This window comes from Rathayibacter sp. AY1B4 (genome assembly GCF_002932815.1).
Taxonomy (GTDB): domain Bacteria; phylum Actinomycetota; class Actinomycetes; order Actinomycetales; family Microbacteriaceae; genus Rathayibacter.
On record NZ_PSWN01000020.1, the window covers coordinates 12,848 to 36,359 of the forward strand.

Consider the following 23,512-nt stretch of genomic DNA (forward strand, 5'->3'; position numbering starts at 1 on the left):
TTCCTGCGACTCCGTCGGCCCGCGCTCCTCCAGAGGAGCCGGGCCGACGAGTGCTCAGTGCTGGCGGATCTTGTCGATCAGCTTCCCGCCGAGGTCCTTGACCTTGTCGGTGATGGGGGTGCTCGACTTCGGGCGCTCGGTGACGGTGAACGGCAGGGTGATCGCCTTGCCGGTCTGGTCGCCGGTCACCGTGACGCTGTAGTCGCCGGGCGTGGTGGGCGCCTTCGCCGTGACGGTGAGGCCGCCGCCGGCGAGGTCGCGGGTCGCGGTGCGGTCCGTGAAGAGGGGCGCGGAGCCGATCAGCTGCGTGTCCCCGTTGAAGCCCTTCGCGGTGAGGGTGACGTCGGCTCCGGGGGCGAACGACGAGCCGGAGAGCTCGGCGGTGGCTCCGAAGCTCATCGAGCGGATGTCGCGGTCCACTCCGAGCGCGTTCGTGATGGTGAAGAACGTGTCGGTCTGGTCGGTGAGCCCGGCGACGTTCGCCGCGCCCGGCCCGTAGGCGGCGATGCGCAGCTGCGTTCCGGTGTGCTGCTGCGATCCGCCCTCGGCGGCGGTGCCGTACGACACCTTCATGGTGCTGCCGTCGGCGGTCTTCAGCGCGGTGCTGAGCGAGGTCGGCGGGGTCGAGTCGACGATCTGGCTGGAGTGGGCGTGGTCGGCGGTGACGATGACGAGGGTGTTCCCGTCCGCCTCGGCGAACGCGAGCGCGGCCTGGACGGCCTCGTCGAGGTCGACGGTCTCGCCGATCTGGCCGCACGCGTTCGCGGCGTGGTCCTGCTTGTCGATGCTCGCGCCCTCGACCTGGAGGAAGAAGCCCTTGTCGCCGGTGTCGAGGAGGTCGATCGCCTTCTCGGTCATGGAGCGGAGCGTCGGCTGCTCGGCCGGACGGTCGGGGTTCGCGACGCAGGTCTGCGGGGCGGCGTCCGCTCCGCCGACCGTCGCCGGGGTGGGCGCGTAGCGGACGGGCAGGTTGCCGGAGTTGAACAGTCCGAGCACGGGCGCGTCCTGGTCGGCGACGGTCAGCGCGTCGAGCTGCGCGGCGGTGGCGGCAGTCGTGGCGTCCCCGAGCACCTGGAAGCCGCGCTCCGCGGCCTGCTGGAACAGCGGCTCGCCGCTCCAGTCGCCGGCGCGGGCGACCTGCGCGAAGCTGGCCGAGCCTCCGCCGAGGGTCAGGTCGGCGCGGGTGTCGAGGATCTGCTCGCTGATCGAGCCGAGTCCGCCGTTCTCCAGCGCGTCGTCGCCGCAGCTCGCGCTGTCGGGTCCGTAGCAGCTGCGGGCGTCGACGTGAGCGGCCTGCACGGCCGGGGTGGCGTCCTGGATCTCGGCGGTGGTGACGTTGCCGGTCTTCAGGCCGTTCGCCTTCGCGATCTCGAGGAGGGTGTCCTTGCGCTGCTGGTCGATGTCGACCGAGATGGCGTTGTCGTAGGTCTTGGTGCCGGTGGCCCAGGCGCTGCCGGTGGCGGCGGAGTCGGGCACGTAGTCCGGGGCGCCCTTGACGGCGCCCGTCGCCGGGTCGTCCGCGCGGGAGAGCGAGTAGGTCGTGTACTGGCCGGTGATCGGCAGGGCGTCGATCCCGGGGAAGCGGCCGGCCGCTCCGTACTGGTAGTTGCGGGCGACGGTGATCTCCGAATCGCCCATGCCGTCCCCGATGAGGAGGATGACGTTCTTCGCGTCCTGCTCCTTCACCGCTGCGCGCAGCGAGTCGGAGAGGTCGGCGTCGACCGGGGAGATGCGGGCCGCTCCGCCGGTGGCGGAGAGGTCGGCGGCACCGACGGCAGTGGCGGCGCCGGGTGCGGCCAGGGCGGCGGCGCAGACCAGAGCAGCGGCCGAGAGGGCCAGAGCGGAGCGTCCGCGGTTCGCGGAGCGGAACAGTCGTGTCACGTCGTGGACTCCTTGAGAGGTGAGACCCCGGAAAGGGGCACGCTCATCTCACTCCTGATCGCCGCGTCGGTGGGTGAACGGTGATGCATAGCTGAGTGAACTTTCCGACGAGGGCTCTCGGCCCCGGCGGCCCGCCGGAGCGTCCTGCCGACCGGCGTCCTGCCGACCGGCGCTCACCGGGAGCGTCGGTCGGCAGGGGCGCGGTCGCCGGGAGCCTTTCGGGTCAGCGCTGGACGAGCGGGACGGCGATGTCCGTGACGTTCGCGCCGATGGCGCCGAGCGGAGTCGCCGTGCCGTTCAGCAGTCCGATCTCGTAGAGCGACCCGTTGACGGCGGCGAGGCCGACCGAGCCGATGGAGCTGCCGTTGCGGAGGACGGAGTAGATGTCGAAGCCGGTCGCACCCGCTGCGTCGAGGCCGAGCTTCCCGGTCGGCGCCAGGGTGCCGGCGTTGGCCGGGGACTGGATCGCGATCTGGTCGAGGGCCGTGTCGAGGACGAACAGGGTGGTCGCGCTGTTCGCGTCGAGGTCGTTGTTCGTGTACGCGGCCCCGGCGACACCGGTGGCCACGGCGGGCGCGGCGTAGCTGAGCGTGCCGTCGGCGACCGTCGCGGCGCCCGCGGTGGCGAACGGCTGACGGAGGTTCTGGCCCGTGTCGCTGACCACGCGGAGCGCGTTGGCGGCGGGGTTGAAGTCGACGCCGAAGGAGGTGCCGCTCAGCGCCACGGTGAGACGGGTCACCTGGGTGGCCGCGCCGGTGGACGGGTTGATGGAGTAGACGCCGGCGCTCGCCGCGTTGTCCCCGACGCCGTAGAGGGCGCCGTCCTGGACCCGGTAGTCGATGCCGATGAGCGCGGTGTCGCCGCCGGTGAGGCCGCTGACGGCGACGCGGTTGGTGACCTTGCCGGGCTTGGTCGGGTTGAACTGCACGAGCTTCGTGCCGCCGTCGGAGAGTCCGACGACCCGCAGCTTCGCCGCCACGGAGCGGACCGCGTTGATCAGGTTCCTGTCCGACGCGCTGCTGGAGTCGCTGGTCGCCGCGGCGGGAGCGACGCTGCTCGCTCCGGCGAGCACGGGTGCCACCGCCATCACGCCCGCGACGGCGACAGCTGCGATACCGACTCTGATGTTCCTGGTCATCGTGCACTCCTCGAGACTTGCGGTCGCCGGAGATCGGCGGCTCGGAGGGGGATACCGTCCGGAGCGCGCGAGCGTTCATCCGATCCGGAGATCCGTGCCCCGTCACTCCGGCGAGCCGTCGGCGAACCGGCGGAGCGCGGCCGCGTAGCGGTCCGGGTCCCGGTGGTCGCTGTCGGTCAGGAGCAGCACCGAGCCGGAGACGGCGCGCGTGTACTCGCCGCGGCAGGGGAGGGTGACCACCGTCCTCAGTCCGGCCTCCCAGGCGGGGACGAGGGAGCCGAGGCAGCGCCGCTCCGGGGCGGCGTCCAGCGGGACGTCCCGCGCGTCCATCCGGGCGGACCGCAGCTCGTCGTGCCAGGCGCGGAATGGGGCTCCGAGGGAGTCGTCGCGGAAGCGCTCGCGCCAGCCGGGCCCGCGAGCGAGGTCGAGGAGGCGTGCGCGCTCGAGCGATCCGTCGGAGGTGCTGGAGAGCTGCCGGAGGAGCGGGCCGGTCTCGACCGCCAGATGCTCGACGCAGTCCTGCCACAGCTGAGGCCAGGCGCGCTGCTCGTCGGCGCCGGGCTCCGCCGACCCGACCCGTTCCGGGGACCGCTCGAGCGGCGGCGGCCCGTCGCCCGCCGGAGTGAAGCCCCACGCTTCGCGGATCCAGAGGAGCTCGAGCAGCGCCGCGGGGTTGTCCTCGACCGTGATGACCATCTCCGACGGCCAGGGGTCGCCGGGAAGAGGACGGGATGCGCGCATGAGAGGAGCTCCTTCCGAGGGGATGAGGTCGGATCGTGCCGGAGAAGGCTCCAGGGAGGCTGGACTCGCGTCGGCCGACGCGCCACTCCTCCGGGCGCCCAGCGGCGTCGCCGGTGATCGTCCCCGGGAGCGGTCGAGGACGGCGCCGAGCGCCTCCCGAATGTCGGTGCCCCCGACCTACACTCGGACGCGTTCGAACACACGTTCGATGCGATGAGGAGGGAGCCGACCATGAGCGTGACTGTCGTGGAGCGCATCGCGACTCCGGCCTCGGACGCCGTCGCCGTCACCTTCCTCGTCACCAGCGAGGCCGTGGCGGCGGGATTCCCGTCGCCGGCGCAGGACTACTTCGACGGGTCCCTCGACCTCAACGACCACCTGATCCGCGACAAGACGTCGACGTTCATCGTCCGTGTCTCGGGCGAGAGCATGGTCGGCGCGGGCATCAGCGACGGCGACGAGCTCGTGGTCGACCGGTCGATCACGCCGACGCACGGGAGCGTCGTCATCGCGATCCTCGACGGCGAGCTGACCGTCAAGCGCCTCGAGCTGCACTCCGGGGGAGTGGTCCTGCGGGACGAGAACCCGGAGTACCCGCCGATCCACGTCGCCGAGCTGAGCGACCTCCAGGTGTGGGGCGTCGTCACCGTCTGCCTCCACCGGCTGCACCGTGCGCTCTGAGCGGCGCATCGCCCTGGTCGACGTGAACTCGTTCTACGTCTCCTGCGAGCGGCTGTTCGATCCGAGGCTCGCGGGCCGACCGGTCGTCGTCCTCTCGAACAACGACGGCTGCGTGGTCGCCCGCTCCGACGAGGTGAAGAGGCTCGGGATCGAGAACGGCACGCCCTGGTTCCAGATCGAGCCGCTCATCCGCTCCGGTCGCCTCCCGGACGTGATCGCCCGCTCCAGCAACTACGAGCTGTACGGCGAGCTGTCCGCGCGCGTGATGGAGCTGCTGGGCCGCTACTCCGCCTGGCAGGAGGTGTACTCGATCGACGAGTCCTTCCTCGGCGTCGACGGCGACGTGGCGGAGCGGGCGAAGGTCGGCCGGGCGATGCGGGCGGCCGTCGCGAAGAACGTCGGGCTGCCCGTCTGCGTCGGCTTCGGCCCGAGCAAGACGCTCGCGAAGTTCGTCAACAAGGGCGGAGCGAAGAAGCACCCGCGCCTGGGGGGCGTCTGCGACACCGACTGGTACACACCCGAGCAGCTCGACGCGCTGATGGCCTCCCAGCACGTCACCGAGCTGTGGGGAGTCGCCGGCCGCACCGGGAAGCGCCTCGCGGAGCTGTCCATCCACACCGTCCGCGACCTCCGCGACGCGGACCCCGCGCTGATCCGCAAGAAGTTCTCGGTCGTCCTGCAGCGCTCCGTCTACGAGCTGCGCGGCGTCGACTGCATCCCCCTCGAGGCCGCTCGCACCGTCCGTGACCAGCTGATCTTCTCCCGGTCGTTCGCCACTCCCGTGACGACGATCGCGGACATGGAGCAGGTGCTCTCCGTCTACGCGCAGCGCGCCGCCCACCGCCTCCGCGCTCAGGAGTCGGTCACCAGGACGATGAGCGCGTTCGCGTCGACGTCGCCGTTCGCGGACGCGCCCTACGAGTCCGCCGGCGGCCTGGCCGGCTTCCCCGTCCCCACGGACGACCCGGTGGCGATGGTGAGGGCCGCGATCGGCACCCTGCGCCCGCGGCTGCGGGAGGGCGCGCGCTACGTGCGGGCCGGCGTCATCCTCACGAACCTGTCGCCTCGGAACTCCCACGCACTGCTCGAGATCTTCGACACCGCCTTCGACACGAAGGGCCTCGGCGCCACCATCGACGCCGTGACGAAGCGCCACGGCCGGTCCGCGGTCGGCCTCGGGCTGGCAGGCATCCGCACGGGGCCGGTGTGGACGATGAAGCGCGACGCCCTCTCGCTCCGGGCGACGACGCACTGGGGCGAGCTGGCGACGGCCCACGCGCGGTGAGCCCGCCGGCGGGGAGATCGGGTCATCCGACGCGTAGGCGCCCGGGGCGCTCTCGGGCAGGCTCGTCGCCATCGACGAGTGTCGGTGCGGGGACGGCGGGAGGACCCATGGCCGAGAGCTGGCAGGACGCGTCGGTGCGGGGCGTCGCGATGATCGAGAACGAGCTGGTCGTGCGCGACTTCCTCGAGGTGTGGGGCGCTCGCGACAGCCGCCAGCTCATCCCGTTCCTGCATCCGGAGGTCGTCTACAGCGCGTCGAGTTCGCAGGAGATCGCGGGGCGGGCGCGGGTCCTCGAGATGTGCGACGAGGTCCACCGGGCGTTCACCGAGATCCGGATCGCCCTCGTCACGATCGCCGTCGCCGGCAGCGTCGTCCTCACCGAGCACGCCCTGCACCTCCGCTCGGACACGGGGGAGGGCCACTGGCTCCGCTGCTTCGGGAGCTACGAGCTCCGCGGCGAGCAGATCGTCACCTGGCGGCAGCTCCATGGCTGAGGGCCTCGCGTGACGGCGGTGACCGGCCCCGCGCGCCTCAGGCTCGCCCTGGTGCTGCTGGCCATCGCCTCGGGCGCGACCGACGCGTTCGCGTTCCTCCTGCTCGGCGGCATCTTCACCGCGAACATGACGGGCAACCTGGTGCTGCTGGGGCTGTACCCCCGCTCCGCCTGGCTGACGACCGCGGCCGGAGCGGTCACGGCGATCGTCTTCTTCGCCGGAGCGGTCTACGCCGGGTTCCGCACGACCCGGGCGCGCACGCCGTCGACCGGCGACGGGAGACGTCCGCTCCGCGCGATCGCGCTCGTGGGGGTCGTCCTGCAGCTCGCCGTCGCGGTCGCCTGGCCGACGGTGCAGGGCGGCACGTCGCTGCTCGTGGACTGCGCGTTCATCGCGACCAGCGCGGCGGCGCTGGGGCTGCAGACCGTGCTCGCGAAGCGCATCTCCGGCGCCGCCGGCCTGACGACCACGTTCGTCACGGGCACGCTCACGAGCCTGATGCAGGAGCTCGCCGAGCGCTCGTCCGGGTCGAGGACCCTCCAGGCGCTCATCGTCGCGAGCCTCGCGGGCGGGGCCGTCGTCGGAGCGGCGACCGTGACGCTCGCTCCGGCCTGGGCCCCGACGCCGGCCCTGGTGCTCTCGGCGGTCGCCGTCGTGCTTCTCTTCGCGCACCGCGCGCGAGCCGTGCCCGCGGGAGCGGAGCCCGGGGCCCCGCGTCCCGCGTGACCGGGATCAGGCGTCGAGCGCCCACTTCGGCCGGACCCAGTGGCAGGTGTAGCCGCCGGGGTGCTTGCGCAGGTAGTCCTGGTGCTCCTCCTCGGCGTCCCAGAACTCGCCGGCGGGCTCGACCTCGGTGACGACCGGTCCGGGCCAGCGGCCCGACGCGTCGATCTCGGTGATCGTCTGGCGCGCGACCCTCTCCTGCTCAGGCGAGAGGAAGAGGATCACGGAGCGGTAGGCCGTGCCGATGTCGTTGCCCTGACGGTTCTTCGTCGTCGGGTCGTGCACCTGGAAGAAGAACTCGAGCAGGTCGCGGTAGGAGAGATGCTCGGGATCGAACTCGATCTCGACCGCCTCCGCGTGGTCGCCGTGGTGGCGGTAGGTCGCGTTCGGCGTGCTGCCGCCGGCGTACCCGGCGCGGGTGCTGAAGACGCCCGGCATGTCGCGGATGAGCTCCTGGAGCCCCCAGAAGCATCCGCCCGCGAGGATCGCGCGCTCCTCGGCCATCAGACGCCTGCCTTCGTGTCGTGCGCGGACTCGCGCGGAGAGATCATCATGCGCGCAAGTCCATCACGGCCGAGGACGTCGCGGCGAGCGTCGGACGACTCTCGGAGCAGACCGTCGGCGGGGGAGCCGGGCGTGTCCCGCCCGAGCGCTCCGTCACTGAGATCGGTACGCCGCCGGAGATGCACCGGTGGGAACGAGTCATCTGACCGGGTCGCTCCGGGTGCCCCCGTTCCTACGCTCGTCGGTACAACCGAGGAGAGAGCGGAGCCGACCATGGAGCAGCCGAACGTCGAGACGCGCAGTGCACGGCGGGTGATCGAGACCCTGACCGCCAACGGCGTGAAGTACGTCTTCGGGATCCCGGGAGCGAAGATCGACGCGGTCTTCGACGTCCTCGCCGACGAGGGGCCGGAGCTGATCGTCTGCCGGCACGAGCAGAACGCCGCCTTCATGGCCGCCGCGGTGGGACGGCTCACGGGCAGCCCGGGGGTCGTCCTCGTGACCTCCGGCCCCGGCACGACCAACCTCGCCACCGGCCTGCTCACGGCCAACACGGAGCAGGACCCGGTCGTCGCGCTCGCCGGGGCCGTGCAGCTCTCCGACCGCCTCAAGCGCACGCACCAGTCGATGGACGCGGCCGCCTTCCTCACCACCGTGACGAAGTACACGGTCGAGTCGACGGATCCGGACGACGTCTCGGAGGCGGTCAGCAACGCCTTCCGCGCCGCGGTCACCGAGCCCCGCGGCGCCGCGGCGGTCGTCCTGTCGGCCAGCGTGATGGCCGCGCCGACCTCGCAGGTCATCACCCGGGCGGCCACGGGGCCGACGAGCGGTCCGGCGCGCGCCGAGGACCTCACGCACGCCGCCGACCTGATCAACACCGCGGAGCGGCCCGTCCTCCTCGTGGGCCTCCGCGCGTCGGAGCCGGAGACCGTCGCGGCCCTGCGGGCCCTGATCAGCGAGACGGAGCTGCCGGTGATCGAGACGTTCCAGGCGGCCGGCCTCGTCTCCCGCGAGCTCGAGGACCACTACCTGGGCCGCGTCGGCCTCTTCAAGAACCAGCCCGCCGACCTCGCCCTCGCCGAGTCCGACCTCGTCGTCGCGATCGGCTACGACGCCGTCGAGTACGACCCGGTGATCTGGAACAGCGACGTCGACCGCCGGATCGTCCACATCGACTCCGTCGACGCCCCGCTGGACAACCACTACCTGCCGGCGCTGGAGCTGAAGGGCGATCTCGCGCAGACGGTCGCGGCCCTCACGCCCCTCGTCTCCGGCCTGCAGCTCGACGAGGACGCGGCCGACCGGGTCGCCCGGCACCGGAGCGAGCTGGAGCGGATCGACGACGCGGCGCGGACGGCCGAGGCGGCTCCCGGGACCGTCGATCCCGCCCGCCTCGTGCTCCTGATGCGCGACCTGCTCTCGGACGACGCCACCGTGGCCTGCGACATCGGCTCGAACTACATCTTCATGGCCCGGCACTTCCGGGTGTACGAGCCCAAGCACCTGCTCTTCTCGAACGGGCAGCAGACCCTCGGCGTCTCCTTCCCGTGGGGCATGGCGGCGAGCCTCCTGCGCCCCGGGACCCCGGTGGTCTCCGTCTCGGGTGACGGAGGGTTCCTGTTCTCCGCGACGGAGATCGAGACGGCGACGCGGCTCGGCCTCTCGTTCACGCACGTGATCATGCGGGACGACACCTACGACATGGTCGGCTTCCAGCAGCTGCTGAAGTACGGCCGCAAGTCCGGGGTCCAGCTCGGCGACTACGACATCGAGAAGTTCGCGGCGGCGTTCGGCGCCACGGGCAGGCGGGTGAGCGGCCTCGCCGAGTTCGAGGAGGCGTTCCGGGCGTCCCTGGCCGAGCCGGGCGTCTCGATCATCGACGTCGCGGTGGACTACAGCCGCAACGTCGACATCGCCGCTCACCTGGTCGAGGACGCCTTCGAATGAGCACGCACACGGTCGACTCGACCGACGACTACGCGATCTACCAGAGCTCGACCATGGCCGCGCTGCTGGCCGGGGTGTATGACGGGGACCTGACGATCCGCGAGCTGCTCACCCACGGCGACCTCGGGCTGGGCACCTTCAACCACCTGGACGGCGAGATGGTGATCGTCGACGGCGTCTGCTACCACCTGCGCAGCGACGGCTCCGTCCAGGTCGCGGACGGCGACGACCGGACGCCCTTCGCGGCCGTGCTGCCCTTCCACGCGACCACGACGTTCACGGTCGAGGAGCCGACCGGTCTCGCCGGACTCACCCGGCTGATCGACGACGCGGTCGACGGCGGGAACATCCCCGTCGCCCTGCGGATCGACGGCCGGTTCACCGAGGTCCGCACCCGGACCGTCGGCGAGCAGACGGAGCCGTACCCGCCCCTGATCGAGGCGACCGCCCACCAGAGCGTCACCGGCATCGCCGACACCCGCGGCACGATCGCGGGCTTCCGCACTCCGCAGTTCGAGCAGGCCGTGTCGGTCCCCGGGTACCACCTGCACTACGTCGACGACGCCCGCGAGAAGGGCGGGCACGTCCTCGACGTGACCGTGGCCGAGGTGACGGTCTCGCTCACGACCGTCGCCGGACTGCACCTCGCGCTCCCGGAGACGGACCAGTTCCGCCGGGCGGACCTGGCGATGAAGGACATCGCGGCGCAGGAGGCGCGAGCGGAGGGGTGAGGCGGGCGGGACCTCCGGGGAGACGGGCCGGCCGTGACCCGTCTCCCCCGGAGGCCGGTCAGGGCGCGAGCTCCTCGCGGACGATCGCTGCTCCCGCGCTCAGCGCGCTGAGCTTCCCCCAGGCGAGGTCGCGGGGCAGCGGTGCCATGCCGCAGTTCGTGCTCGGGAGGAGCAGGTCCGCGTCGACGAACCGGAGGGCGCGGCGCAGGGTGTCGGCGACCTCCTCGGGCGTCTCGACGGTCCCGCTCGCCACGTCGATCGCTCCGAGCATGACCTTCTTGCCGCGGACGAGCTCGATCAGCTCCATCGGCACATGGGAGTGGTGGCTCTCCAGCGAGACGATGTCGAGAGAGGACTGCTGGAGGAGCGGCAACGACTCCTCGTACTGCCGCCACTCCGACCCGAGGGTCGCCTTCCAGTCGGTGTTCGCCTTGATCCCGTAGCCGTAGCAGATGTGCACCGCGGTCTCGATGCGGAGTCCCTGCGCCGCCCTCTCCAGCGCGGCCACACCCCAGTCGTGCACCTCGTCGAAGAAGACGGTGAAGGCGGGCTCGTCGAACTGGACGATGTCGACTCCGGCGTCCTGGAGGGCTCGCGCCTCCTCGTTGAGGATGGTCGCGAACTCCCACGCCAGCTTCTCGCGGCTCCCGTAGTGCCGGTCGGAGAGGGTGTCGATCATCGTCATCGGGCCGGGCAGCGCCCACTTGATGGGCTGATCGGTCTGCTCGCGCAGGAACCGGGCGTCGTCGGCGAACACGGGCCTCTCGAGGCCCACGGCGCCGACGACGGTCGGCACGCTCGCGTCGTACCGGTCGCGGATGCGGACCGTCTCGCGCCGCTCGAAGTCGACGCCCGTGAGGTGCTCGATGAACGTCGTGACGAAGTGCTGGCGGGTCTGCTCCCCGTCGCTGACGATGTCCAGGCCCCGGTGGTGCTGCTCGTGGACGGCGGCGCGCAGGGCGTCCTGCTTGCCTTCGGCCAGGGCGTCGCCGGTCAGCCGCCACGGGGACCACAGGGTCTCCGGCTGCGCGAGCCACGACGGCTTCGGCAGGCTGCCGGCGATCGAGGTGGGCAGGAGCGGGAGGGACGTCGAGGCTCCGCGCGCGCTCATCGGACCGCTCCCGCGTACCCGGCGGCCCACTGCCGCAGCCGCTCCCCGTGCGGCTTCATGAGGTGCTCCTCCGCGAACCGCCCCTGCTCGACCGCGAGCCGGCCGCGCTCCTCGCGGTCGTAGGAGACCGCGGGCCGCACGTAGTCCTGCTGCTCCAGGTCCGGCCGGTAGACGTCGGCGGCGGCCGAGCGCGCGCCGTAGATCTCGGGCCGGTAGATCCTCTGGAACGTCTCCATCGTGCTGATCGTGGCGATGAGCTGGAGGTCCGAGTAGTCCTCCAGCAGGTCGCCGCCGCAGTAGAACGCGAGCGGCGCCGTGCTGCCGGGCGGCATGAAGAAGCGGACCCCGAGGCCCATCTCCGCGAAGTACCGGTCGGTCAGCGAGAGCTCGTCCTGCCGGTACTCGACGCCGAGGATCGGATGGAGGGTCCCGGTGCGCCGGTACGTCCTGCTCGTCGAGACGCTGATGCAGATGACGGGCGGCGTCGACGAGAGCTCCGCGTACTGCGCGGAGTCCCGGAAGTGCTGGAAGAGCGCGCCGTGCAGGACGCCGAAGTCGTCGGGGACGGTGAAGCCGGCCTGCGCGGCGTTGACCGCCGGCAGCCGCACGCTGAAGTCGTGGTCGCGGAGGTAGGAGGAGAAGTTGTTCCCCAGTGTCCCCGGCTGACATCGGCCGGTGCGGCGGTCGAGGATCCGGGTGCGCAGGACCTCCAGCAGGGGGAACTCCCGGTCCTCGCCGTCCGTGGTGAGCCGCAGCCCGACGGAGACGATGTCGAGCCCGACCGTGTAGCGGCCGCGGCTCGGATCGTCGCCCGGCACGAGATCGTTCAACCGGTCGTCGATCATCCGCAGCGCGGTCCGGAGGTTCTCCCGGCGGCGCTCGCCGCGGGCAAGATTCGCGAAGTTGGTGGTGATCCGGGAGCTCCGGGCCGGCGAGTAGTCCTCGTCGAAGGGGGTGAGGGTGATGCTGAAGGCGGGTTCGTTCGTCATGATCGGCCGATCGGTAGGAGGGACTGGGGCGGGGCGGGTCCCCTACGTCCCGAAGAGGTTGGCGCGGGTCCCGCCGGGAGCGAGCTCGTCGCGGAGGATCCCGCGGCGGCGCAGGACGGGGACGAGGTCGTCGAGCATCCGGTGCAGGGTGACCGGGTGCAGGTCCCCGGAGAGGAGGAGCCCGTCGCTGCCGCCGTCGTCGCCGAGCTCCTCGACGAAGTCGGCGAACTCCTCCGCGGTGCCGACGAAGCCGGCGCGCTCGGCGACGCGGCCCTTGCGCGCCTTCCTGGTCAGCAGCTCCCGCAGCGGAGCGTCCTCCGTGCCGCCGTACAGGCCGGCGATGGTGCCGTGCGAGACGTGCTCGCCGAACACCGACCGCGGGACGGGGAGGTCCAGGTCCAGCCCGGTGAGGTCGGTCTCCAGGTCGCTCGACCAGCCGAGCGCGATCCGCCGCAGCGCGTCCTCGTCGGGGTGGCGCGACGCCTCGACGACGCGCGCGGCCTCCTCCGGGCTCGACACGATCTCGGGCTTCACGACGAAGAGCACGCGGAGGTCGTCCGCCGTCCGCCCGTGCTGCTCGGCCGCGGCGAGCACGCGCGCCCGGTAGTCGCGGACCGCCCGGGCCTCCAGCGGCGCGAGGGCGAGCTGCACGTCCGACTGCGTGCCGGCGAAGGCCAGGCCGCGCGGAGACCCGCCGGGGGAGACGACGATCGGGTCGCCGTTCTCGAAGGGGACGGCGTTCAGGGGTCCGTCCACGCGGAAGTGCTCCCCGCGGTGGCGGAACGCGTCGATCCGGGTGCCATCGGCGTAGCGGCCCGACTCGGGGTCGGCGACCAGCGCGCCCTCGCCCCAGCTGTGCCAGAGCCGGCGGACGACCGCCATCCACTCGTCGGCTCGGTCGTAGGCCGCGTCGTGCGACAGCGGCTCCAGGCCCACGTGACGGGCGCTGCCGACGTCGGTGACCAGGTTGATCCCGAAGCGGTCGGAGCTGAGGTGCTGCAGCGTCGCCGCCTGCCGGGCGGCGAGGTACGGGGGCGTGATGCCGGCGTTGATCGTCGGGGCCAGCCCGATCCGCTCGGTCGCCGCGAACAGGTACGGCGCCAGGAGGAGCGGATCGTGCTTCGGCCCGCCGTACGCTCCCCGCACCCGCAGGTCGAGCGTCTCCGGGGAGCCGAGCGAGACGGCGTCCTCCATCACGATCAGCTCGAAGCCGGCCTGCTCCAGCTCGCGGGCCGACTGCTGGTAGAGGCCGGGCTTCGTCCAGTCGTGGTTCCACTCCCGGTAGGGGTGCCCCCAGCCCTGCGGTCCGAAGCCGCGGGAGAAGAACCAGCCGAAGTGCTGACGGCGCGCCACGCTCACACCTCCGCGAGCACGGGCAGGGCGCGTGCGCGCACCGCGGCGAGCCCGCGCTCGAGGTCGCGGAGGAGGTCGTCGACGTCCTCGATCCCGATCGACAGCCGGAGGAGCCCGGGGTGGATCCCGGCGGCGGCGCGCTCGGCGGGGGTGCGTCCGGCGTGGGTGGTCGACGCGGGGTGCAGCACCAGGGAGCGCACGTCGCCGAGGTGAGTCATGTGGCTGAACAGCTCGACGGCGTCGATGAAGGCGGCCGCGCCCGCCTCGCCTCCGGCCACGGTGAAGGAGAAGACGGAGCCCTGCCCGCGGGGGAGCAGCCGCTGCGCGAGGGCGAACGACGGGCTCGACTCCAGGCCGGAGTAGTCGACCGACACGACCTCGGGCCGCTCCTCGAGGAAGCGGGCGACGGCGAGGGCGTTCGCCGAGTGCCGCTCGACCCGGAGCGACAGCGTCTCGACGCCCTGCCGCAGCAGGAAGGAGTTCAACGGTGACGGCGTCGGTCCCAGGCGGGAGACCACGATGTCCCGCGTGTACGAGACGAAGGCGCGCCGGCCGTGCTGCTCGGTCCAGCTGCGCCCGCCGAACGACCGCTCCTCCTGGTTGAGGTGCGGGAAGAGCGCGGGGCGCGCCGCCCAGTCGAACGTGCCGGCGTCGACGATCACGCCGCCGAGGGCGGAGCCGTGTCCGGCGAGGAACTTGCTGGTCGAGTGCACGACCACGTCGGCCCCGTGCTCGATCGGGCGGAGGAGGTACGGGGTCGCGAGCGTGTTGTCGACCACGAACGGCAGCCCGTGCCGGTGCGCGATCGCGGCCAGCGCCGGGAGGTCCAGCAGATCGTTCTTCGGGTTCGGGATCGGCTCGCCGAAGAGGACCCGGGTGTCGGGCCCGATCCGCCGTTCCCACTCGCCGAGGTCCGACGCGTCGTCGACGAAGTCCACGCCGATCCCGAGCCGTCCGAAGTTCTGCACCAGCAGCCCGCGGTTGCCCTCGTACAAGCGGCGCGACGAGAGCACCCGGTCACCGGCCTGCAGGATCCCCAGGAGAGCGGAGGCGGTGGCCGCCTGGCCGCTCGCCACCAGGATCGCCTCGGCACCGCCCTCGAGATCGGCGAGCCGGCGCTCGACCTCCTCGGTGGTCGGGTTCCCGTTGCGGGTGTACAAGTAGCCCTCGTCCTCCCCGGCGAACCTCTCGCGGGCGTGCTCGAAGCTGTCGAACACGAAGCCGGCGCTGAGGTGCACGGGAGTGACGCGCGCCCCGTGGGCGCCGTCGGGCGCGGCACCGGCGTGCACCTGGCGCGTGGTGAAGCCTGCCGCCGCGGAGGCACGGGGTGCGGGCGCCGCGGTCGTGGTCGCGGCGCTCGCCGCAGCAGTGGTCGCGGTGGTCGCCGGTGCAGTGATCGTCACGGTGTGCTCCTGTCCAGACGCCCGGAAGGCGGATGCCGGGAGCCTGTCAGGCCGAGGGGAGTGCGCGTCGGATCGTGACGGAGTGTGACTGCGAGGGCGCGCCGTCGCGGGTCGTGGACGTCGACCGCTCGGAGTCCGCGGGTCGTGACTCAGCTGTGCGTCGTGTTCGCCCGGATCTCCTCGACGGACAGCTCCGGCGCACCGCCTGCCGCGGCCGCCGGGTCCATCCAGACGAAGTCCCAGTGGTGGCCGTCGAGGTCGTCGAAGCTCTTCGAGTACATGAACCCGTGGTCCTGCTCGCCGGCCGGGGTCGCGCCCGCGGCGAGGGCCTTCCCGTGGAGGGTGTCGACCTCCTCCCTGCTGTCGGCGCTGAGGGCGAGCTGCACCTCGGTCGAGGTGGTGGCGTCGATGATCGGCTTGCTGGTGAACTCGGCGAAGAACTCCCTCGTGAGCAGCATCGCGGTGATGGTGTCGCTGATCACCACGCTGACGGCGTTCTCGTCGCTGAAGCCCTCGTTGATCGAGTAGCCGAGCGACTCGTAGAAGGCCCTCGCCCGGGCGAGATCGGCGACGGCCAGGTTGACGAAGAGCATGGTGGGCATCGGAGCACCGTTCCTGTCGGGACGCCGGTGGCGCGCCGCCGCCGGTCGTGACTGCATGATGATGACCGGCCGGCGGCGGTGTCAAGGAAGCGCCGTCGAGAAGGCGGTGGATGCCCGGCGCGGGGCGTCCGGAGGAGGACGCGGCGCACGGATGCCGCGGATCTGCTGGACTGGCCTCGAGCACCGCAGCACGAGCAGGAGGGAGCGGAGATGATCCGGACCCTCGTTCCCACCGTCCTCGCGGCCGCCCTCCTCGCGGCCGGCTGGACCGCGATCGGACCCTCGCATCCGGTCTTCGCCGCGGTCGCGCAGATGGTCCTCACCAGCTGGGCGGCCCTGACCTTCGGTGCGCGCACGCGTCCGCTCGAGCAGCCCTGGTTCGACGTGGGTCGCCGCGAGCCGGCGCTGCTGCGGGCGCTCGGGGTCGGCGTCTTCGGCCGGCTGCTCGACATCGTCGGGTGGAACCGCCTCGTCACCCGCGAGCGCGGCTTCGACGGCACGCGCGCGGGACTGACCGCTCTCGATCAGCACACCCGCCGCTCCGAGGCGGTGCATCTCGCGTGCACGGCCGTCGGAGTCGCGCTCGCCCTCTTCGCGACGGTCACGGGTGCGACGGGCGGCGCGGCCTGGCTGCTCGGGTCCACGATCGCCGTCCAGCTCTACCCCGCGCTGCTGCAGCGGCTGGTGCGGGCGCGCATCCAGCGGGCGGGGCGGGCGGCGCGAGGTGCGCTTCACGTCGCGGACGCGGGAGACAGCGCCGCCGACGGCGGACCGACCACGGCTCCCGAAGGGCGGTGATCACGGGGTCCCCGACGCGCCGCGATCGTCACCGGGATCGGCCAGGGGATGGCGGCGCGCGAGGACATCGCGAGCCACGTCGGGCGGATCGCGCCGGTCGTCCTCCGCCGCCGTCAGCAGGAGAGCGAGGGCCGTGTCGGCGGGGACCCGCTGCGCTGCGCTGATGAAGCCGACGGCCTGCAGCACGGCGATCGTCCCCGGCGTGAGCGGGGCGCGGGACGCCGCCCAGCGACGGACCTCGGCGTCGTCCGTGTCCTCGGTCAGAGCGTCGGCCAGGAGGCGTGGAGGGAGGGCATGGGCGGGCCGGTCAGTACCCGAAGCCGTGCTCGAGCTCGACGTCGAAGGTGACGTCGTCCTCGCTCGGCTGCACGGGGAACACTCCCGTGAGCGTCCTGGTGCGTTCGCGGATGCGGGCGACCTCGGCCGTGTTGTCCGGCTCCGGGAGATCGGAGGGAGTGGTCTCGGCGACCAGGGCGGCGCCGGCGTTGAGCAGGAACACCGCCTGCACGGTGCCGCCGTCGCCGCCGATGCCGGTGTACTCCACACGGTCCGCCGTGCTGCTCACGGCGAGGGCGACGCCGTACTCGATCAGAGCGTCCGCCGCGTCGTCTCCGACCAGCATCGTCTTGTTCGCGAAGAGGAGATGCTTCATGCCCCCAGCGTGCGCAGCGCCGGCGCCGACGGGGGAGAGACTTGACAGCTCCTGGGGCGGTCGACAGACGCGACCGCGGCACCCGGTGACGCCCGGTCGCGCCCGGTCGTCCTCGGCGTCGCCGAGACGGCACCCGTGGCGTCGGCCGTCCTCTGAGCAGGTCCGCGTCACAGGGACGTGGATCGACGGACCCGGGCTGATGTCGGCCGCCGAGACACCCGGCCGAGAGCAGGGCGACGTGACAGGCGGTGTCAGCGGACCATTCGCCGACGCCCGCGCCGCTTCTCCCCTGTGAGGATCAGGGCGGCGAGGAGCGCGGCGAGGAGTGCGCCGATGGTGTTCATGAACCAGTCGTTCGTGTCGCAGGAGCGGCCGATCGCCGGAACGCCCGCCTGGACCAGCTCGATCAGGGCGGACAGGCCGGAGACGGCGGCGGCGACGAGCAGGGGCCGGCCGACCGCGACCGCGAGCAGCAGGGCCCCGGGGAGCAGGAGCGCGATGTTCGCGAGGGTCTCGATGCCGTCGAACGGCACCGAGAACTGCACGGTGCAGAAGACCCGCGGCGTCCCGTCGGGCGGATACACGGTCAGCGCGATCCCCACGACGAAGGCGAGCGCGGCGAGGACGAGAAGAGACCTTCCCGCGCCGCGCCGGTGCAGCAGCCAGGCGATCGCCGTGACCACCGCGACCGCGATCCAGAAGGCGATCGGGACGAGCGCGGCGTGGTCGACGAGGAACGTGCTGATCACGGTGCTCCGCTTCGAGGTGTCGGGGTGGCGGGAGAGGAAGAGGTCTTCCGTTGACGGACGGCCCGCTCACTCCAGGTCGGCCTGTGCCGACGGCCGGCAGGCCTTCGGCGCGAGTCAGCTCCGGAGGGGAGAGCCTGCTGCGTCGAAGCGGTAGCCGCCGAAGGCGCCGCTGAGCAGCGGGCGCGCCGTCGCGATCGCGGCCTGGACCCGGGGGAGGGCGAGGGAGGCCCGATGCGCCTCGGCGCTCTCCCACAGCTCGACGACGAAGACGGTGTCGGGCTGCTCGTCGTCGACCCCGACCTCGTAGAGCAGGCAGCCGGCGTCGACGAGGTCGTCGTTGTGCTCGGTGAGGACGGCGACGAGCTCGTCGCGTCTGCCGGGGACGGCCCCGAGGGTGCCGACGTTCACGAAGGTCATGCCGCGAGGGTACCGCCGAGGACACCGGCGGCGGGTGGCCGTCTCGCCGGTCGGAGTGCGGTCGGGACGTCACGCTGGACGGAGTCGCCGTGCTCCCGCCTGCGAACCGCAGACCGGTCGCGCTCGGCCCGACGCCACGCCCGCTCGGGAGGATCGCGTCGCGAGAGAGAGGATCCCCGGTGGTCTCCGCGATCCCCGTCGGGTCCCACCGGCCAGGCATGGGCGTGCTCGGACCGACGGAGTGCGCCCGATCAGCCGGCGGGCCTGCTGAACAGATTGACGACGTTCCCGTCCGGGTCGCGGACGAGGGTGGAGCGGTTGCCCCACGGCATGGTGCTCGGCGGGAGCACCACGTCCTCGCTCCGGGGTGCGAGCTCGGCGAAGGCGCGGTCGACGTCGGCCACCTCGAACTCGAGCAGGACGGAGCGGTTCGACGCGGGGACGACGGCGCCGTCGAGCATCGCGACCGTCGAGGTGCGGGCGATCGCGAGGGTCGCACCCGCTTCCGTGAACTGCGCGAAGACCGGCGCCGGGCGCTCGGCCGGTCGGCCGACGACCTGCTCGTAGAAGGCGACGAGGCCGTCGAGGTCGTCGGTGACGATGCGGAGGGAGGTGAACGACATGGGGCTCCTTCAGGGCCGGGATGAGGTGATGGCACCAGGCTCGCCGGTCGTCGCGACACCGTCCTGTCGGTGTTTCCGAAGATCGTCCGGGACTCCGCGAGGTCCGCGGCGGCCGTCCCCGGAGCGGGTCAGTCGTCGACGACGGACCGCAGCCGTCCGTACTGGAGCGCGAGGTCCTCGGCTCGCAGGGTGCGCTGCGGAGGCCGCTCGTCGGTCACCTCGACCGACAGCATCCGGTCGCCGCGGAACGCCCGGACCCCCTCCCGCAGCCGGCACCACGCGATCAGGTACCAGTGCTCCTCCTTCCCGATCGAGCCGAGCGGTTCGACGTCGCGGACCGACTCCGCGCCGCTGCTGTCGCGGTAGCGCAGCCGGACGACACGATCCGGTCGGAAGGCCGTCGCGAACTCCGCCGGGACGACCGCCTCCTCCTCGCTCTCGAGGAAGTGCACCCGGGATGCGACCGCGCCGGCGCGGGCGGCCACGTCGTCCGGCAGGACCGCGAGCGTCTTCCGGGCGGCGGTCAGGGCCGCCTGCCGGAACGGACTGCGCTGCAGCGCGCTGAGGCCGATCAGCACCGCAACGGCCTCCTCCACCGTGAACCCGGCCGGACCGAGGGTCGCGGACGCGTCGATGACGTAGCCGCCCGTGCGGCCGGGCTCCGCCCAGATCGGCAGACCCGCCTGCTGCAGCGCGGACAGGTCCCGCTCGATGGTCCGCACCGACACCTCGAACCGCTCGGCGAGACGGCGCGCGCTCCGCGGCCGGGGCGAGACCGCCCGCAACTCCTCGACGAGCCCGTACAGACGATCGGTGCGGTTCACCCGACCATCATCCGCCCGGGCCTTCGGGGTGGCGTCCGTCGCCGGACTCACTGCGGAGAGATCTCCGCGGCAGCGGCCGCCGCGGGGCGCCTGCGGGAGGAGCCGTCCTGACGGTGGGCCGCCCTGGGAGTCGCCCGTCTACTCCGCGAGCGCGCGCAGGTGCACCGCCGCCCAGGAGCGGAACGGCGTCCACGTCTCGGAGATCTCGTCGATCGACCGGTCGTCGCAGTAGCGCTTCGCGACTTCGTCGCTCAGCCTGCCCTCGTTGCGCGGCAGGACGTCGGGGAAGTTCGCGCCGCGGATCACGACGAGCTCGGCCGAGAACGGCCCCATCCCCAGGATGCTCTGCACCTGGACGAAGGCCTCGGCCGGCTGGAGCGAGCGCAGGTGGGAGCCGGAGAGCTGTCCGTCGAGGGCGGCCTCGGCGATCGCCTGCAGGTACTCCGCCTTGCGGTCGGGCAGGTCGAGGGACGCCGCACGCAGGACGGCCGGGGACGGGAAGGCTCCGTCATCACCGAGCTGCTGCGCGAGACGCGTCCTGACCACCGCCGCCTGCCGGATCTGCAGCCGACGCGACAGGACCGTCCAGACCGCCGCCTCGTAGGGCGAGAAGAAGCCGCACGGCCGGAACCCGGGGAGCCGAGCCTGCGCGTCCGCGATGACCTCGTCGCGCGCCGCGACGTCGGGCCAGCTGCGCCCGTCGATGTCGATGGACAGCAGCCGACGGACCTGCTCGGTCGCGGCGTCCAGGTCGCCCGGGCCCTCGACCACGATGCGGGCGGACGGCCCGTCCTGGGTGACCACGACGTCCACTCGCTGCCAGTCGGCATCGCAGAGGAGGGCGGAGCGGATGCCCGCGGCCTGCGGCTGCGACGCGAGCCGGTTCGGGGTGAAGCCCTCCCAGAACCGCTGGGTGGTGGCCAACGACCAGGGCCCGAGGATCTCGTGAACGGTCTCGAGTCGAGTCACGGTCGGGCCTCGGGGCTCTGAGCGGCGGCAGGACCGTCGGTCCCGGAGGGGGTGGACGAGCCGTCGGGCGGTTCATCGGCGGGTGCCGCATCGGTCGACCGTTCTCCGAAGAGGAAGGCCTCGCCGTCGGAGTAATGGCTGTTCACGCTCAAGTGCTCGGCGAAGCGCTCGTCCCCGAACGCCGCTGTCAGGTCGTCGGCCGAGCGCCACTGCACGTACTCGATGATCCGATCGCTCCGGAGGTCGCGGAAGAAGCTCGTCGAGACGAAGCCCTCGAGCGTTCTGATGTGACCGCGCGTCTCGCTCTCGTTGTACTCGGCCATCCATGCCTGCTTGCCCGCGACGGGCGCCAGTCGGATGATCTCGTGGGCCGCCGTCGGGGCAGCGCGCACCGGATCGACGGGAGTCGCGTCGTCCGGGCTCGCCGTCGCCGAGGTGGTGAACCGGTAGATCCCCTCGTCCACGACCCACGACGATTCAGCGCGGCTCAGTTCCGCCGCGAAATCCTCGGCGTCGCGGCGGCTGCGCCAGAAGAGCAGCCCTAAGAGGAGCTCGGTGCCGGGGGAGGAGGGCGGGCCGAGCACGCGGCCCTGCGCCAGCCGGATCGCTCCGCCGTACCCCGTCCTCGGACGTGCGAGCGCTGCCGGCGAGGTGGCCGGATCGGACCGTTTCGACCCCGCGCCGCTCGGGTGCGCTTCTGCGCTGACCACGACGACGAAGGGGGACGCGTCACCGTCGACGGTGGTGCTTCGTGGGGACACTGACATGGGAGGACCTCCGGGCTTCGAGGACGCCGGAGGTTTTCAGCCCCGGATCGACACCGCCGGTGAGACGGGTCGACCACTCCGATGAGAATCGGTCAGGCGATGACGGTACACCACTTCCCTCCCGCCGCCCCGATCCCGGACGCCCGATTCGCATCCCTCGGGTGAAGCGGTCGGTCCCGCTCGGCGGTGACCGGGACAGCCGCCCGACCGGCGACCGCGGCTCAGTACTGCGCCGGCTCGTGCACCTCGACCGAGCCGTAGAGGGGGGCGCGGCGGGCGTACCGCACGGCGTCGTCCCGGGTCGGGCAGTCGAGCAGGTAGTAGCCGACGAGGGCGGACCGCTCCTCCGCTCGGGAAGGGGCCGGAGTGCCGCCTTCTCTTCGCGCCGCGGTCAGATCCGTCTCGACGGAGACGTCCCCGGAGGCGTCGGCGAAGCGTCCGGAGTCGACGAGGACGCCGTCCGCCTTCAGCGACGCGTCGTAGTCCGCCCAGGCCGCGTAGTCCTCGGGGGTATCGCCCCCGGCGTAGCTGCCGTCGGACCGCATCACGAGCATGACCTTCATCGCGCCTCCTGGTCCATCCGACCACCGTTCCCCCGGCGGCCGCCTCCGCGGTCGGATCGCCCCCGGGAACCGGCGCGCCGAGTCTCCGACCATTCCGGGTCGAGGCGACCGTGCGGGGAAGGGATCGCTACGGAGCGGGATCGTCCGCGTCGAGGGCCTGCTGGAGGAGCCGGAGCGCCTTCGGCCCGACTCCGTGGAGGGTTGCGAGACGGTCGAGGCCCACCCGCCTCACGTCGTCCACATCGTGCACGCCCGCGTCCTCGAGCGCACGGGTGGCCGGGGCGCCGACGGCGGGAAGCGGTCGCGGATCCATACGTCCGACACTACGAACCGGACGACCGTGCCGACAGCCGATCATTCGGCGACTTCTGGCGGCGGGTGATTCCGGCGGCTGCCGTCACGACAGCAGCGGCGGCGAAGGCCACCGTCGTGCGCCTCGTGGTCGTGGTCCCGGGTGGATGGAGGGCCCCTGGGCGAGGTCGTCCGCTCAGGTCGCGGGAGCCGGACGCGGAGGCGCCGTGCTGCCGCGTTCGACGATCTCAGGGCCGAGGAGGCGCACGACGTACGCCTCCTCGGTGTCGGTCGCGCCTTCGATCCGGCGGACGAGCTGACGCACCGCCATGCTCCCGAGCCGGTCGGGTGCGCTCTCCACGAAGGAGTAGGGGAGCGAGAAGGTGCGCGCGAACTCCTCCGAGAACCGGCCGAGCACGGAGACGTCCTCCGGGCTCCTCGTGCTCCGCGCTCCCAGAACGCTCGGAAGTGCCGCTGCGGCCGCTTCGTTGTTGACGAGCAGCCCCGTCGCCCGCGGGTGCGCGTCGAGCAGATCTCCGAGCGCCCGGCCGACGTCCGGCTGCGTGGAGGGCGCGAACGACGTGTGCAGTCGGATGCCGTGGGCATCGGCGGCCTCGAGAGCGGCGTCCTGCAGGCGCCAGACGTAGGCGCCGCCGCGATCGACGACGTGCTGGGGCGGGGAGACGAGCACGAGCTCCCGATGCCCGAGGGCGTGGAAGTGCTCGATCATCGCGCGACCGGTCTCCTCGAAGTCGAGGTCGAAGACGTCGACGCCGGAGCAGTCCCTCGGCAGGCCGACGAGGGCGCCCGGCTGCCGGGCGTTGCGCAGGATGTCCAGCCGCGGATCGTCCACGGCGACGTTGAGCAGGACGATCCCGTCGACCATGCGCGAGTCGCTGATGCGTCGCAGTGCGCTCGTGCCGTCGGCGTCGGTGACCAGCAGGATGTCGTATCCGAGCTCGCGGGCCATGTTCGAGACGCCGAGGGTGTACTGCAGCATCGCGGGGGCGAACTCGTCCTCGAGGAACTGCGCCAGCAGGCCGATGACCCGGGTCTGCGAGGTCGCCAGCGATCGCGCGCCCGCGTTGGGCGTGAACTCCAGGCGACGAGCCGCAGCGAGCACTCGCCGGCGCACCTCGGCCGAGATCGGGCGGTTGCCCGAGAACGCGTAGGACGCGGTGCTGCGGGAGACGCCCGCTTCGCGGGCGACGTCTGCGATGGTGGCCACTGTCGTTCTCCTCGGAGGCTGTCGGACGGCGAGGACCGGTCGGAC

The 23,512-nt window shown here is 72.3% G+C and carries 27 protein-coding genes; 7 read left to right on the forward strand and 20 right to left on the reverse strand.

The features are described from left to right. Window positions 1-54 precede the first annotated feature (54 nt). The 3 genes from phoA to C5D66_RS12770 form a co-directional block, all read right to left on the reverse strand. Window positions 55-1,881: an alkaline phosphatase gene (phoA, locus tag C5D66_RS12760; RefSeq protein ID WP_258061344.1), complete on the reverse strand. Its 1,827-nt coding sequence runs from the start codon at window positions 1,879-1,881 to the stop codon at window positions 55-57. A gap of 223 nt (window positions 1,882-2,104) precedes the next feature. Next, a complete protein-coding gene (locus C5D66_RS12765; RefSeq protein WP_219812916.1) occupies window positions 2,105-3,019 on the reverse strand; it encodes a DUF4394 domain-containing protein in 915 nt (304 codons plus the stop codon). A 102-nt stretch (window positions 3,020-3,121) separates the two neighbouring features. After that, window positions 3,122-3,760 carry a hypothetical protein gene (locus C5D66_RS12770; protein WP_104255923.1) on the reverse strand — a complete coding sequence of 213 codons (639 nt, stop codon included), beginning with the start codon at window positions 3,758-3,760 and terminating at the stop codon, window positions 3,122-3,124. A 231-nt stretch (window positions 3,761-3,991) separates the two neighbouring features. Here C5D66_RS12770 and C5D66_RS12775 point away from each other — a divergent pair, with 231 nt between their 5' ends. The 4 genes from C5D66_RS12775 (at window position 3,992) to C5D66_RS12790 (ending at window position 6,946) form a co-directional block, all read left to right on the forward strand. Continuing rightward, complete coding sequence (locus tag C5D66_RS12775; RefSeq protein WP_104255922.1) at window positions 3,992-4,441, forward strand: LexA family transcriptional regulator; 450 nt, start codon at window positions 3,992-3,994, stop codon at window positions 4,439-4,441. After that, window positions 4,431-5,726, forward strand: coding sequence for a Y-family DNA polymerase (locus C5D66_RS12780; RefSeq protein WP_104255921.1), 1,296 nt, complete (start codon window positions 4,431-4,433; stop codon window positions 5,724-5,726). Before C5D66_RS12775 ends, C5D66_RS12780 begins: the two co-directional genes overlap by 11 nt. Before the next feature lie 107 nt (window positions 5,727-5,833). Beyond that, window positions 5,834-6,220: a nuclear transport factor 2 family protein gene (locus C5D66_RS12785; RefSeq protein ID WP_104255920.1), complete on the forward strand. Its 387-nt coding sequence runs from the start codon at window positions 5,834-5,836 to the stop codon at window positions 6,218-6,220. A gap of 9 nt (window positions 6,221-6,229) precedes the next feature. Further along, window positions 6,230-6,946 carry a YoaK family protein gene (locus C5D66_RS12790; RefSeq protein WP_104274393.1) on the forward strand — a complete coding sequence of 239 codons (717 nt, stop codon included), beginning with the start codon at window positions 6,230-6,232 and terminating at the stop codon, window positions 6,944-6,946. A 6-nt stretch (window positions 6,947-6,952) separates the two neighbouring features. Here the strand turns inward: C5D66_RS12790 and msrA are convergent, their stop codons facing one another. Continuing rightward, a complete protein-coding gene (gene msrA / locus C5D66_RS12795; protein ID WP_104255918.1) occupies window positions 6,953-7,447 on the reverse strand; it encodes a peptide-methionine (S)-S-oxide reductase MsrA in 495 nt (164 codons plus the stop codon). A gap of 273 nt (window positions 7,448-7,720) precedes the next feature. Here msrA and alsS point away from each other — a divergent pair, with 273 nt between their 5' ends. Both alsS and budA read left to right on the forward strand, forming a co-directional pair. Then, window positions 7,721-9,397: an acetolactate synthase AlsS gene (gene alsS / locus C5D66_RS12800; protein ID WP_104255917.1), complete on the forward strand. Its 1,677-nt coding sequence runs from the start codon at window positions 7,721-7,723 to the stop codon at window positions 9,395-9,397. After that, window positions 9,394-10,128, forward strand: a complete 735-nt coding sequence (gene budA / locus C5D66_RS12805) for an acetolactate decarboxylase (RefSeq protein ID WP_104255916.1) — start codon at window positions 9,394-9,396, stop codon at window positions 10,126-10,128. Before alsS ends, budA begins: the two co-directional genes overlap by 4 nt. 58 nt (window positions 10,129-10,186) lie before the next feature. On the opposite strand, the gene C5D66_RS12810 is transcribed toward budA, so the two are convergent. The 5 genes from C5D66_RS12810 to C5D66_RS12830 form a co-directional block, all read right to left on the reverse strand. Continuing rightward, window positions 10,187-11,239 carry a methionine synthase gene (locus tag C5D66_RS12810; RefSeq protein WP_104255915.1) on the reverse strand — a complete coding sequence of 351 codons (1,053 nt, stop codon included), beginning with the start codon at window positions 11,237-11,239 and terminating at the stop codon, window positions 10,187-10,189. Beyond that, window positions 11,236-12,228: a putative oxygenase MesX gene (locus C5D66_RS12815; RefSeq protein WP_104238886.1), complete on the reverse strand. Its 993-nt coding sequence runs from the start codon at window positions 12,226-12,228 to the stop codon at window positions 11,236-11,238. Before C5D66_RS12815 ends, C5D66_RS12810 begins: the two co-directional genes overlap by 4 nt. Window positions 12,229-12,270: 42 nt before the next feature. Beyond that, complete coding sequence (locus tag C5D66_RS12820) at window positions 12,271-13,581, reverse strand: LLM class flavin-dependent oxidoreductase (RefSeq protein WP_104255914.1); 1,311 nt, start codon at window positions 13,579-13,581, stop codon at window positions 12,271-12,273. A 2-nt stretch (window positions 13,582-13,583) separates the two neighbouring features. Beyond that, on the reverse strand, window positions 13,584-14,984 hold the full coding sequence (locus C5D66_RS12825) for an O-acetylhomoserine aminocarboxypropyltransferase/cysteine synthase family protein (protein WP_258061345.1): 1,401 nt from the start codon (window positions 14,982-14,984) through the stop codon (window positions 13,584-13,586). Window positions 14,985-15,133: 149 nt separating this feature from the next. Further along, window positions 15,134-15,586, reverse strand: coding sequence for a VOC family protein (locus tag C5D66_RS12830; RefSeq protein ID WP_104250854.1), 453 nt, complete (start codon window positions 15,584-15,586; stop codon window positions 15,134-15,136). Window positions 15,587-15,796: 210 nt separating this feature from the next. Here C5D66_RS12830 and C5D66_RS17235 point away from each other — a divergent pair, with 210 nt between their 5' ends. Then, complete coding sequence (locus tag C5D66_RS17235) at window positions 15,797-16,384, forward strand: hypothetical protein (RefSeq protein ID WP_104255913.1); 588 nt, start codon at window positions 15,797-15,799, stop codon at window positions 16,382-16,384. On the opposite strand, the gene C5D66_RS12840 is transcribed toward C5D66_RS17235, so the two are convergent. The 11 genes from C5D66_RS12840 to C5D66_RS12895 all read right to left on the reverse strand — a co-directional run bounded on the left by C5D66_RS12840 (window position 16,385) and on the right by C5D66_RS12895 (window position 23,467). Further along, window positions 16,385-16,570: a hypothetical protein gene (locus tag C5D66_RS12840; RefSeq protein ID WP_104233977.1), complete on the reverse strand. Its 186-nt coding sequence runs from the start codon at window positions 16,568-16,570 to the stop codon at window positions 16,385-16,387. 121 nt (window positions 16,571-16,691) lie between these two features. Further along, a complete protein-coding gene (locus tag C5D66_RS12845) occupies window positions 16,692-17,036 on the reverse strand; it encodes a hypothetical protein (RefSeq protein WP_104255912.1) in 345 nt (114 codons plus the stop codon). Window positions 17,037-17,287: 251 nt separating this feature from the next. Next, window positions 17,288-17,785 (reverse strand): VanZ family protein, encoded by a 498-nt coding sequence (locus C5D66_RS12850; protein WP_104255911.1) that lies wholly within the window; start codon window positions 17,783-17,785, stop codon window positions 17,288-17,290. Between the two features lie 114 nt (window positions 17,786-17,899). Then, window positions 17,900-18,202, reverse strand: coding sequence for a putative quinol monooxygenase (locus C5D66_RS12855; RefSeq protein WP_104226533.1), 303 nt, complete (start codon window positions 18,200-18,202; stop codon window positions 17,900-17,902). Between the two features lie 251 nt (window positions 18,203-18,453). Continuing rightward, a complete protein-coding gene (locus C5D66_RS12860) occupies window positions 18,454-18,825 on the reverse strand; it encodes a VOC family protein (protein WP_104255910.1) in 372 nt (123 codons plus the stop codon). A 128-nt stretch (window positions 18,826-18,953) separates the two neighbouring features. Continuing rightward, window positions 18,954-19,649: a YafY family protein gene (locus tag C5D66_RS12865; protein WP_104255909.1), complete on the reverse strand. Its 696-nt coding sequence runs from the start codon at window positions 19,647-19,649 to the stop codon at window positions 18,954-18,956. Window positions 19,650-19,787: 138 nt separating this feature from the next. Then, window positions 19,788-20,618, reverse strand: coding sequence for a DNA-3-methyladenine glycosylase (locus C5D66_RS12870; protein WP_104274629.1), 831 nt, complete (start codon window positions 20,616-20,618; stop codon window positions 19,788-19,790). After that, window positions 20,615-21,379 carry a hypothetical protein gene (locus C5D66_RS17240; RefSeq protein WP_181028804.1) on the reverse strand — a complete coding sequence of 255 codons (765 nt, stop codon included), beginning with the start codon at window positions 21,377-21,379 and terminating at the stop codon, window positions 20,615-20,617. Before C5D66_RS17240 ends, C5D66_RS12870 begins: the two co-directional genes overlap by 4 nt. A 227-nt stretch (window positions 21,380-21,606) precedes the next feature. Beyond that, the gene (locus tag C5D66_RS12885) at window positions 21,607-21,948 is read right to left on the reverse strand and encodes a YciI family protein (RefSeq protein WP_181067926.1); all 342 of its coding nucleotides are present in this window, start codon (window positions 21,946-21,948) and stop codon (window positions 21,607-21,609) included. Between the two features lie 127 nt (window positions 21,949-22,075). After that, window positions 22,076-22,261: a DNA-binding protein gene (locus C5D66_RS12890; RefSeq protein WP_104223264.1), complete on the reverse strand. Its 186-nt coding sequence runs from the start codon at window positions 22,259-22,261 to the stop codon at window positions 22,076-22,078. A 174-nt stretch (window positions 22,262-22,435) separates the two neighbouring features. Continuing rightward, window positions 22,436-23,467, reverse strand: coding sequence for a LacI family DNA-binding transcriptional regulator (locus C5D66_RS12895; RefSeq protein WP_104326931.1), 1,032 nt, complete (start codon window positions 23,465-23,467; stop codon window positions 22,436-22,438). Window positions 23,468-23,512: the final 45 nt, after the last annotated feature.

What these genes read in the sequence shown, in the direction of transcription:
- C5D66_RS12765 (WP_219812916.1), bottom strand. Translation starts at nt 3,019, where the DNA reads ATGACCAGGAACATCAGAGTCGGTATCGCAGCTGTCGCCGTCGCGGGC.
- C5D66_RS12830 (WP_104250854.1), bottom strand. Translation starts at nt 15,586, where the DNA reads ATGCCCACCATGCTCTTCGTCAACCTGGCCGTCGCCGATCTCGCCCGG.
- C5D66_RS12810 (WP_104255915.1), bottom strand. Translation starts at nt 11,239, where the DNA reads ATGAGCGCGCGCGGAGCCTCGACGTCCCTCCCGCTCCTGCCCACCTCG.
- C5D66_RS12860 (WP_104255910.1), bottom strand. Translation starts at nt 18,825, where the DNA reads ATGTCGTTCACCTCCCTCCGCATCGTCACCGACGACCTCGACGGCCTC.
- C5D66_RS12855 (WP_104226533.1), bottom strand. Translation starts at nt 18,202, where the DNA reads ATGACCTTCGTGAACGTCGGCACCCTCGGGGCCGTCCCCGGCAGACGC.
- C5D66_RS17235 (WP_104255913.1), top strand. Translation starts at nt 15,797, where the DNA reads ATGATCCGGACCCTCGTTCCCACCGTCCTCGCGGCCGCCCTCCTCGCG.
- C5D66_RS12785 (WP_104255920.1), top strand. Translation starts at nt 5,834, where the DNA reads ATGGCCGAGAGCTGGCAGGACGCGTCGGTGCGGGGCGTCGCGATGATC.
- C5D66_RS12890 (WP_104223264.1), bottom strand. Translation starts at nt 22,261, where the DNA reads ATGGATCCGCGACCGCTTCCCGCCGTCGGCGCCCCGGCCACCCGTGCG.
- C5D66_RS12775 (WP_104255922.1), top strand. Translation starts at nt 3,992, where the DNA reads ATGAGCGTGACTGTCGTGGAGCGCATCGCGACTCCGGCCTCGGACGCC.
- C5D66_RS12770 (WP_104255923.1), bottom strand. Translation starts at nt 3,760, where the DNA reads ATGCGCGCATCCCGTCCTCTTCCCGGCGACCCCTGGCCGTCGGAGATG.
- C5D66_RS12845 (WP_104255912.1), bottom strand. Translation starts at nt 17,036, where the DNA reads ATGAAGCATCTCCTCTTCGCGAACAAGACGATGCTGGTCGGAGACGAC.
- msrA (WP_104255918.1), bottom strand. Translation starts at nt 7,447, where the DNA reads ATGGCCGAGGAGCGCGCGATCCTCGCGGGCGGATGCTTCTGGGGGCTC.
- C5D66_RS12815 (WP_104238886.1), bottom strand. Translation starts at nt 12,228, where the DNA reads ATGACGAACGAACCCGCCTTCAGCATCACCCTCACCCCCTTCGACGAG.
- budA (WP_104255916.1), top strand. Translation starts at nt 9,394, where the DNA reads ATGAGCACGCACACGGTCGACTCGACCGACGACTACGCGATCTACCAG.
- C5D66_RS12885 (WP_181067926.1), bottom strand. Translation starts at nt 21,948, where the DNA reads ATGAAGGTCATGCTCGTGATGCGGTCCGACGGCAGCTACGCCGGGGGC.
- alsS (WP_104255917.1), top strand. Translation starts at nt 7,721, where the DNA reads ATGGAGCAGCCGAACGTCGAGACGCGCAGTGCACGGCGGGTGATCGAG.